The sequence below is a fragment of the Shewanella sp. Sh95 genome (assembly GCF_001308045.1).
Taxonomy (GTDB): Bacteria; Pseudomonadota; Gammaproteobacteria; order Enterobacterales; family Shewanellaceae; genus Shewanella; species Shewanella xiamenensis.
The window spans coordinates 44,773-55,745 of record NZ_LGYY01000208.1 but is presented as its reverse complement, the minus strand read 5'-3'; the positions used below and the strand labels follow the sequence as shown (position 1 = coordinate 55,745).

At 45.7% G+C, this 10,973-nt stretch carries 6 protein-coding genes; 3 read left to right on the top strand and 3 right to left on the bottom strand.

From position 1 onward, the window contains the following. Nucleotides 1-269: 269 nt before the first annotated feature. Nucleotides 270-1,721, bottom strand: coding sequence for a diguanylate cyclase (locus tag AEA42_RS15195; protein WP_082389662.1), 1,452 nt, complete (start codon nt 1,719-1,721; stop codon nt 270-272). Nucleotides 1,722-1,910: 189 nt separating this feature from the next. Further along, complete coding sequence (locus tag AEA42_RS15190) at nt 1,911-6,464, bottom strand: biotin carboxylase N-terminal domain-containing protein (protein WP_055648165.1); 4,554 nt, start codon at nt 6,462-6,464, stop codon at nt 1,911-1,913. A gap of 122 nt (nt 6,465-6,586) precedes the next feature. Here AEA42_RS15190 and AEA42_RS15185 point away from each other — a divergent pair, with 122 nt between their 5' ends. Next, nucleotides 6,587-7,498 carry a LysR family transcriptional regulator gene (locus AEA42_RS15185; protein WP_015586033.1) on the top strand — a complete coding sequence of 304 codons (912 nt, stop codon included), beginning with the start codon at nt 6,587-6,589 and terminating at the stop codon, nt 7,496-7,498. 293 nt (nt 7,499-7,791) lie between these two features. On the opposite strand, the gene AEA42_RS15180 is transcribed toward AEA42_RS15185, so the two are convergent. Then, a complete protein-coding gene (locus tag AEA42_RS15180; RefSeq protein ID WP_015059991.1) occupies nt 7,792-8,589 on the bottom strand; it encodes an OXA-48 family carbapenem-hydrolyzing class D beta-lactamase OXA-48 in 798 nt (265 codons plus the stop codon). 369 nt (nt 8,590-8,958) lie between these two features. Here AEA42_RS15180 and AEA42_RS15175 point away from each other — a divergent pair, with 369 nt between their 5' ends. Further along, nucleotides 8,959-10,116, top strand: coding sequence for a hypothetical protein (locus AEA42_RS15175; RefSeq protein ID WP_055648164.1), 1,158 nt, complete (start codon nt 8,959-8,961; stop codon nt 10,114-10,116). Between the two features lie 180 nt (nt 10,117-10,296). Beyond that, nucleotides 10,297-10,902, top strand: a complete 606-nt coding sequence (locus AEA42_RS15170; RefSeq protein WP_055648163.1) for a SprT family zinc-dependent metalloprotease — start codon at nt 10,297-10,299, stop codon at nt 10,900-10,902. Nucleotides 10,903-10,973 lie beyond the last annotated feature (71 nt).

Here is a 10,973-nt window from a genome sequence, read left to right as displayed (position 1 = left end):
AGAAAAATGCATTAAAACAATTAAATAAAAAAATTTAGCTCAGTTTTCAAACAATTAGTAAAAAGCCTAAAAATAAGCGTTTTTTTACCGATATTGCAGATTTCTCATACTTTAAGGACTCACAAATAGCAAAAGACCAGCCCAATGCAACCTCAATACAAACTTCAACTCAGGTTAAAACTCGGTTTAACCTAAAAGTTGATTAGCATAAATGTGAAATTGATCGAGTAAAGTAGCAATGGGCTTAGCAATGCATCTAATTTCGCAAACTAAGCATTGGATTCATCAATACAAATCTGATTTCTGCCCAAGGCTTTCGCTTGATACAGTGCTTTATCTGCTCGTTCAAAGCAGGACTGCATTGGTTCATTACTCGCTAATTTGGCAATCCCAAAACTACAGGTGAGCCGCACATCACCACTAAAGCGATAATCCTTAATCGCCGCAGCAATCCGCTGGCACAATGAGTTAACTAAAGTAATTGAAGTCTGATGGCAAAGGATCACGAACTCTTCACCTCCCCAACGGGCAACAACATCTGATTCATGCACACAATGCTGCAACACAGTAGACAGCTCCATCAAAATATTATCTCCGACAGTATGACCTAAGGTGTCATTAATCTCTTTAAAGAAATCGATATCTAACATGACAAGGCAGATGCTACTTTCTGTTGCGGTCTCAGAACGATGCTCATGCACAAACTGGCGGTTAAAGTAATGGCGATTATAGAGTTTGGTGAGCGGATCATGGGTAGATAAAAACTCGAGTTCAGTATTGGTTTGTTCTAATTGCCGACGTAGGGCTTCAAGCTGTGTATTTTTATCGGTTAAGCGTCGATTATAGCGACTGATAAAATAAGTCCGAGTCGCAAGTATGAATATCACCAGCAGAGTACCTGCAATAACTTGATAGATAAGCCAATAGTTAGTCTCATCGATAACAGTAATGTTGTTCCACTTCTGGTAAATCCTAATTCGCTCAAGCTCATCAACATCATCAAGCACTTGATTAAGTATCGGCAGCAGTGCTTCATGGCCTAAACTCACTCCCATGCGTAGTTCATCTTCTGGCCCGCCCCACCCCGCAATTTTAAGATGGTTAAAACCTGTCTGCTGAATATAAGCATTCACCGAAAACATTGACCCAACAAATAAATCAGCGCGCTTATCGAGCACAGCCTCGAGTCCCGCTGGTTCACTGGCCACTTCGATGATTTTGACTCTAGGGTAATATTGCTGAATATACTCAGCGAGACGATAACCTTTAGGCACGGCTAATGTTCGTGAGCCTATGTTTTCAAATCCTTGTAAAAATGGCTGTTCTTTTAGCGAAACCAACACATTTGGCGAGTGAAAATACACATGGCTAAAATGTAAAAATTGCTCTCGGGTAGCGGTTTTATTCAACATTGGAGTTAAATCACAGCGCCCAGTTTGTAAAAAATTAAGGGTTTCAGACCAAGATGTTGTGGGAACAAGAATGAATTTAAGGAGAGAATGGGACTCAATGTAACGAATATAGTCCGATGAGACCCCTACATGTTTTCCCTCTCGTATCGCTTCATAGGGCAACCAGTCGGGATCAACACAGTAACGGACTAACTGCCTACTGCTAGCACCGTCATCAGCGGTTTTGAGATAGCGCGAAGCCAAACGCTCTGCACTCACAGTTAAGGGTGAGCATAAACAGAAGAGTAAAAACCAAAATCGACAACCCATGTCGCTTCTCAAATACATTCGTAATTCGCTGACGTAGATAAAAAGTGTATACATGATATTAAGATAATACCAATTCGCTCATCCTAAGCAGAAAAATGCACCGAACCTGAGAAACGTAATCTTGTTACCGATAAAAAAATACCCGCCAAATTGACGGGTATTTCGTTTACTTAATCTATTTTTACAAGATTAATCTTCAACTGGTGACACAACAAAGAGTAGGTCACCTTGCGATACTTGCTGACCATTGCTGTTCAGAATACGCTCGATGCGGTACTTCTTATCCTCAGGATAGAGCACGGCGCCTTGGCGGTTAAAGCCAGCCAAGTTAACCTGCGAGAACATCTTCATTGCTTCAGTCAAGGCAAGGGTTTGCTCAACGGTTACAATATCACCTTCTTTAACGAAATCAGGTTCGCCTGGCGCTGGAGAGGTATAGAAGATACCTGCGCCTTGGGCTAATACTTTAAGCTCGTTACTTTCACCCACACGCAGCGACTCAGTATCCACCCCAACGGTTTCGGCAGCGGCTTCCATTTCAGCAATCAGTGCTGGAATATCTAGCTCAGCCATAAAGCGTGGCAGATAGTTAGTGTCGTATACGCCTTCTTTGAAGGTGCCATCGCTTAGGATTAACTTCAGCAATGGAATGTTAGTCGCGATACCTTTGAGCACTACGCTGTCGAGGTAAGCATGTAGCTTCGCAATAACGTCTTCACGGTTTTCACCGCGCATAATCACCTGGGCGATTAGGCTATCGTAATAAGGCGAAACTTCTTTGCCTGGTGCAGCAATCGAGATGATTTCTACATCTGGATGATCAGGGAATACACATTCGGTGATCTTGCCAGGGTTTGGAACCAGTTGCAGGATGCCGTGGCTGTCGAGTGCGGCTTTCTCAGCCGTTACACGCACTTCCATCGCATAACCGATTTCTTTCGGCTCTAAATGCTCGATTGAACGACCCGCAGCAATATCAAACTGCGCGCTCACGATATCAATACCAGAAGTCGCTTCAGTTACTGGATGCTCAACCTGCAGACGAGTGTTCATCTCCATGAAGTACACTTCATTTGCGTCTAAGTTGTAGATGAACTCTACAGTACCTGCGCCCATGTAATCGGTCGCATCACCTAAGGCACGGGTGTAATCCAGCACTTGTTTTTTCAGTTCATCTGGCAACATGGTTGAGCCAGACTCTTCAACCACTTTCTGGTTGTTACGTTGTACTGAACAGTCACGTAAACCCAATACTTTAGCGTGACCAAATTGGTCGCGCAGTAATTGCACTTCGATATGACGTAGTGACGTAACATATTTCTCTAAGTACAGGTCGCCGTTACCGAAGGCAGCTGCCGCTTCAGTAGCGGTTTTTTGGAATAAACCAATCATATCCTCAGGACGTTTAACGACCTGAATACCTTTACCACCGCCGCCTTGTACCGCTTTGAGCAGCACTGGGTAACCAATTTCATTGGCCACGTTTACCGCTTGCTCAGCGTTAGTCAGAATACCGTGTGAACCTGGTACCACTGGTACGTTTTGGCTTTGTGAAGTCTTAATCGCGTTCGACTTGTTACCCATAGTCGTCATTGAATGCACGCTAGGACCCACAAAGTTAACCCCATTATTCACACACAATGCCGCAAATTGTGGACTTTCAGACAGGAAGCCGATACCTGGGTGCAGTGCATCAACTTGCTCGTATTCGGCAACTTTCAACACTGAGTAAGCATTCAGGTAACTTTCGTCAGAGGTGTTACCCCCTAAACAGACTAACTTGTCAGAATCTTTCAGCATATCCGCAGGTACGGCAGTCATGTCAGGATCTGACGCCACTAATACCACGTTGATATCGTTATCGTGGGCCTTACGGATCAACTTAACAGCAGTACAACCACGGGCATGAACCAAGACTTTGTTAATTGGTTTCATTAACTTACGTGGATCATTCTGAACAATCACTTCTTCTTCAACAGGCGCTTCAACCACCAGAGTCGATAGAGCATTGATGATTACGTCATTAATCTTCGCCGTTGGCATTGGCATCAGTGGATCGATGCTCGCCAATTGGTTATCTAAGGTTTCGCTGAATGGGTTGTGGACTAAGCCAGCCATTGCACCTGGTACTTTCGACAGATAGTTCGACAGAGTCGACGTTGAAGGTAAGTAAGCAGGAACCACCATTTGACCCGCGAATGGCATGTTAGTACCAGACAGATAGTAGGTTTGCACTAATGGGTGAGTCACGAAACTCGCTTGCGCACCACCGGTACAGTCACCAAAACCAAACATCAATACTGGCAATTCGTTATCACGGATAAAGCGTGTGATACGGTCGTTCACAACAGCCATTGAGAACAGAGCCGCAGCACCTTCTTTAGTCTGCATACCGCCAGAGCTGATAAAACAAACAACTGGCAATTTACGCTTAGCACATTCGATCAGCAGCGCAGAGAATTTCTCGGCACTCGCCATATCGAAGGCACCCGCTTGGAATGCGGTGTTAGATACCGCCAGACCCACACGGACTTTTTGTCCCTTTTCTTTAAAGTCAGCAATACCAGTGATCAGACCGCAAGGACGAATACCTTTATCTAACGCATCTTCAATCGATAAACGGAAACCAGGGAAGTTGAGCAAGTTAGCCGACATTTTGTCGCCATTGATTTCGTCGAAATTAGTGAAAAATTGCTTAATCACATTTTCCCACGTCATCTTGCCGGTACGTTTTTCGTCACGTAATACTTTTTGGATCAGTAAGTCCTGATAACCCATGGTCAAGCGGTTCCAGAAGTCCTTACGACGACCGATACGCACAGGGTTAATCGCACCAGTGTATTTGCTGTGGTCGCTTTCACTGTCGAAGTATTCAGGCAATAAACGTTCGAAGAAGTAAGTCAGGATAACGAATAAACTGTCGTTAAGTTGTGGGAAGCCCACACTCTTCCACTGCTCTACACGCACCAAGAGATCGGCACGGTTAGATTGGCTCATAAAGTACTTAAGCCACTTGTAGAATTTAGCCTTGTCGTTTGCGGTATCCTGAGTTGACAGCGCATGGTCAATCGACTTGTGCAGTAGATTGTTCACAGAGTTGCGTGACAGACTCTTAGACATCATGGCTTCTTTCGCGATAGACGCTAAGCTACCCACAACGTTGTCGTACAGTGAGTTAAAAATCAGGATGTTATGGCATTGCCAAATAAAGTCTTCACGCAGCTCATCGTTTACAACGACATCGAGCACAGTCAATTGATTAAGCTCAGGCCATTTTGCTTGAGTTACAGACTTAGGCAGATTTTCAAGATGCTGAATTAAGCCCTTAAAGTTGTTTGCCGCGTTGCTCTTCCAACGGTGATATAAAGACCAACCAATGTTAAATAACAGTGCCTTACGAGCTTTTTTATAGTTTTCTTTTGGTTCACCCAAAATAAAACGTGTCAGCATATTACGTTCGGTTGAAATTTCATCGCGCTTAGCAATAAAGTTCGCCCATAACTTGTTGAGATCTTCATCGTAAACCAGCTTATCGGGGCTAGATAGCCAAGCTTGGAATACACGGTCTTGCTCTTGCTGGATACGTGCTAACAAATCACCTTCAGGCACGCTTACACGTGACAAACGTCCGTATTGCTCCTGAGAGATTGAATGAATACGGCTACGCAGCGTTAAATAACGCAGGTAACGGTAAGCGCTACCAAACAAGTTGTGGTGGTTGGTTGGGCTCGTTGCCACAGCCAATTCAGCGTTTAACTCTAATGCCATCAAGTTTTTAGATGGATTAAGGAAACGCGCTAAACTGCGATCATAATGCTCGCGTAAATCTTTTGATTCGCGCACAAAGTTTACCGCTGCACGCTCAACCGCCTCGATACTACTGATGATCGCGCGGCGTAAATTGTGTTGACGCTCGTCACGATCCCCTGGTGAGAAATCGATGATTCCGTCGATACAACCTGAGGTATAAAGCTCTTCTGGTGATACACCCACTGATTTCGCACATTCTTGCCAAGATAAGTTGTACTTACGGGCGATACTTTGCAGACCTTGTGGCTGGATCGTGTTGAAAATACCATCGCGCAGCGATAACAGGATGTTTGCCGCTGCTAATGGAATCGCGCCACCAGAGTAACCCGCACCGATAACGATACCCACGGTAGGCACGTCAACGTTGGCACTTTCGGCAATCGCCTTAGAAATAGAATGTGCTTGGTTTTGGCTGTTGGCCACTTCGCCTGCATCGGCCCCAGGGGTATCGATTAAATAGACGATAGGCATAGACAATTCGGCAAAATGACGAATCGCTTTGCAAGCCGCATAGTGATGCTCAGGCATCCACGCACCGTTAGCGGTTGTGCGCTCTTGGGCAATAAAGCCGATACGACGAGTGCGTGAACCGAAATTCAGCTCGACCTCAGCGCTATAGAAAGAGCCCAAGTGAGTTTCGGTAATCAAGCGCCCCTTTAGGTCCGCAATGATACGTTTAGCACCAGGACGACCTTTGTCTTGGGTCGGTTGGATCACTTTTGCGACGTAACCGTCAACATCTAACGATGCCAAGTCTTTTAAATTTGCCTGAATGGCATCTTCATTTAAAAGACCTTTAATTTCTTCTGATAAGCTCTGTTTACTGTGTTTAGGAAACAGAGAAAAATCCTTTGCCAAATGCTCGGCCTGTAAAAAAAGCGGATCGGGCGTTTGGGCTTGAGTCATGTGTTTGGGCTGATTATTGCTGGTCATCAAAAGATCCTCTGCTTTAGCCTCTGAAAATTTTTAGCCAATAAATATAACTTTGTTATCCCGCCAAATGCCATTAAACTGCATAAGACGCTATGTTCCAAATATGAGACAGTGGGAAAAACATGCCAGATTTAAACGGTATGATGCTATTTGCAGCCGTAGTGAGAGCAAAGGGATTCTCCCAAGCTGCACGTGAAACCGGCCACCCAAAATCCACCATAAGTCGCAAAATCGCGCAGCTTGAAGAACAACTAGGCGTGCGATTGTTACAACGCGACACCCGTAACCTGAGTCTTACCCAAGTCGGGGCACTCTTTTATCAACACTGTGATTCCATTCGCAATGAGGTGGAAGCGGCCAAGGCTGTTATCGAGAGTACCCATGATGATGTATCAGGATCATTACGGATAGCCATTCCGGTCTCTTTTAGCCAAGAATTAATTGCTAACCTCTGTAGCGGATTCATGCGTTTATATCCCAATGTGGAATTAGATGTCCAGTTTACCGACAACGATATCGGTTTGGTGGGTGAAGGATATGACATAGCTATCAAATATGGGCCACTGCAATCCTCTGATCTTGTTGCAAGATTACTGTTCGAGCGTCAACCAATTCTGGTAGCAAGCCCTGGCTATTTAAAAGCACGCGGCACCCCCGCAACACCTAAAGAGCTGAGCGATCATAGTGGTATTCTGCTAGGGACATCCCGCTCAGCACCCATATGGCCCTTAGGCAAAGGGGCTCGCAAAACCATGGTAAACTTTCAGCGTAAAGTCAGGGTCAATAGCCCCATTATGGTTAAGCAGTTAGCCCTCGATGACTTTGGCATTGCAATGCTATCAAACTCCGCCTGCAAGACGGAATTGGCGAATGGTCAACTGGTTCCCATACTACAAGAATGGCCAATCGAACCCTTTAAGGTCTACGGGGTGTATTCGAGCCGCAGACAATTAGCCACCAATATCAGCGCTTTCTTGGACTTTTTCGTCAAACGCTTTAGCAGCCAAGAAAGCCTGCAATCCTTGATGGGCTAAGCACTTTATCGCTGAGGTATTCTTCTTTATCTATATCGCCACTCCTTGATCCACATCCCTACGTTGAGTGACCATGCCATTGAGATAACAAAAAAGCCTAGCGAATTGGCTAGGCTTTTTACGTTTAGGAATGTGATGCTAATGCTCAGGCTAAAAGTTAACGCGCGGAGCTTAAGTCGATTAGGCCTGATCGATTAAGTATGAGCCATCGGGTATAAGCGCATCAGCATTTTGTCCATATATCTTTACAGCTTATATGACGGCTATTTCACACAAATACGCGCTAACCACTTCTAGGGAATAATTTTCTCCTGTTTGAGCACTTCTTTTGTGATGGCTTGGCGCAGCCCTAAACCATCCGATGTGGGCATATCCATATTCATCGCAAAAAACCACACATTATCATCAAGTTCAACCCAACCGACCCACCAGCCAATCTTAGGTTCGATTCTAGTCGAGTATCCCGTTTTAGCCCGAATAATATAGTCGCCATTGGCTTCGGTCAGCATGGCTTGTTTGACAATACGCTGGCTGCGCTCCGATACGTGTAACTTATTGTGATACAGCTTTCTTAAAAAGCTGATTTGCTCAGTGGCCGAAATTCGAATACCACCATCGAGCCAGAAACTGTCTACATTGCCCGAAATGTCCTCATTACCATAATCGAAAGCATGTAGCATCTTGCTCATACGTGCCTCGCCAATTTGGCGGGCAAATTCTTGATAAACAGGCACAACTGAATATTTCATCGCGGTGATTAGATTATGATCGCGATTCCAAGTGGCGATATCGCGCGTCTGTCCATCCCACTTAAAGACTTGGTGTTCATCCTTAACCACGCCCAAATCGAGGGCGATCAAGCTATTGGGAATTTTAAAGGTAGATGCGGGTAAAAATGCTTGGTTCGCCCGTTTAAGATTATTGGTAAATCCTTGCTGCTTATTCTCATTCCAGAGCACAACTACGCCCTGTGATTTATGTTCAGTAAAGTGAGCATTCCAACTTTTGTTTTCTTGCCATTCCTTTGCTACCGCAGGCATTCCGATAATCGATGCCACCAAAAACACAGCCGATAAGGCTAATACACGCATAACGTCCCCTTGCTTAATGCAATATATCCATACAAATTAAGTGCTAAGCTTATCATTCTCTGCCCTCTCATTCCCTAGCAAACTGCTGACCAATTGTGGCAACAATCAGGCACAAGCTTTACAAGATTTAACTATTAGCTATCCCAACTAAACGCCAGTCCAAAATCATAGCAACTCGTCAGTATCGATCTGATATGCAAAATAGGAATAAGATCCTCGAATCACTATAGGTAAACTCTTATACTCAAAACAATCATTGTGGCTTTTTGGCATAAGTTTCATTATTTCTAAGATGAAGTAAGCCTGAACGCCCTAGAAACATCGTCTATTTCCAGCAAAATAAGTGATTAAAATAAAAAGGAAACGCCAATGTTAAAGCCCTGCCTCGCTTTTATCCTCGCTAGCACAGTGGCGCAAACCGCTGGTGCCGTACAACTCCTCGGCGATGTGGAAGTGTCTCGCATTCCTACCGCTGAAAAAGTCATGGCTGAAGTGGTAAACCGTTATCAAGCATTGGATGAAGGCTTAGCGAATCAATTATCCGCACAGAAAAATGAACGCGACGCTACCCAACTTGCCGCCCGCCAAGGGCATAGATTATGGCAACAGGCCGTGCGTGATGTGCAGTCTGGACACTTTGATGACAGATCCCTGTATTGGGCGCGACTGTCAATGTTAAATAGCCTTAAAAACAACAGTGCTAACTTTAAAATGGCTGATTGGCAGCAACAGATTTTAGCCAGCGCGGTTGAAAAGGCATCGCGAGGCTTCAGTGATATCCAATACGATGATGATGTGCAGATAAAAATCTTCCTGACGGGATTCGACCCCTTCTTCCTCGACAAAGACATCAGTCAGAGCAATCCTTCGGGCTTAGTCGCCCTCGCCCTCGATGGTTTTAAATTTGATATCAATGGCAAAAAGGCCCAAATCGAAACCGCCATGATCCCAGTACGCTTCGAGGATTTCGACCACGGTATTATCGAATCCTTACTCAGTCCCATTTATCGCGACCCTAAAACCCAGTTTGTCTTTACCGTCAGCATGGGGCGCAGCGACTTTGATATTGAACGCTTCCCCGGCCGTAACCGTAGCGCCGCCGCGCCGGATAACCAAAATCTGTACACAGGCGCGAGCAAAACCGCACCTGTTGCCCCCAAACTCAACGGTAAAGACTTTATCGGCCCAGAGTTTGTTGAGTTTTCACTGCCCGTCGCCGCCATGCAGGTCAAAGACGGCCAATGGAAAGTCAACGACAACCATACAGTGACCACCCTAGCGCGCGGCGAATTTAATGCCAGCTCCCTAAGCGAGCTGCAAAATGAAACCTCGGTCGAAGGCTCTGGCGGCGGGTATCTCTCAAACGAGATTTCTTATCGCGCCATTGTGTTACAGCAAAAGTTCAACAGCCCTGCCAAGGTCGGCCATATCCACACTCCAAGGGTGAAGGGCTACGACAATGCCACCGAACAAGCCATCGTCGAGCAAGTGCGTACTATGGTGATGCAGGCCGCAGCGAGCCTGTAACAGCCGCAATACTGGCATTGTCAGCAAGCGTTCGTTATGATGCGAACGCTTGCAACTCGCCTTGAATGAGGGCTCTGAGCATGAGAGTTTTGAACTCAGCGAATCGTAATAGATGTCTTGCGATAGCTAGATGAGTTGTTTAATTGATGCTTTGCAAAATAAGAGTTAACGTCTAAGTCTATGTTTAACCCGAGATCCCTACTCAGTAGCCTGCGCCGTAAAGCCATCTCATCCGCGAGTATCACCTCAGCAACGGCGGCTAACTCGACCACGCCACTACGCCAGCCAAGGCCGCTGACACCCCTGCAGCAACAAATCTTGGTACGCATTGAAGACTGTTATCAGCAGGCGGAAATCTACTTTAAGCGCCCATTTGCGCGGCCGCTAACTCAATTTACCCTGCGGGGACGGAGTGCGGGCACGGCCCATTTGCAACAGAATCGCCTGCGCTTTAATCCCGTATTACTCAGGGAAAACAGCGAAGCCTTTTTAGCCGAAGTGGTGCCCCACGAAATAAGCCATTTGCTCTGTTTCCAACTCTTTGGCAAAACCAAGCCCCATGGCCGCGAGTGGCAATCCATCATGCTCAAGCTATTTAAGGTGAGCCCCAATACCACCCACAGTTTCGATACTCAGTCGGTTAAAGGGAAAGACTTTGAGTACCGCTGCGCCTGCGGTCCGGTTCGGCTGAGCATCCGTCGCCATAATAAAGTGTTGCGTGGTGAAACCCGTTATCTATGCAAACGCTGCCATACCCACCTCACCTTTACCGAAGCCGCCGAATAATCCGCAATACACCAAATCCTTGGCCAAAAGTACGAGCGATTTGCATAAGGCGCGGTATTTCCCTTACCATT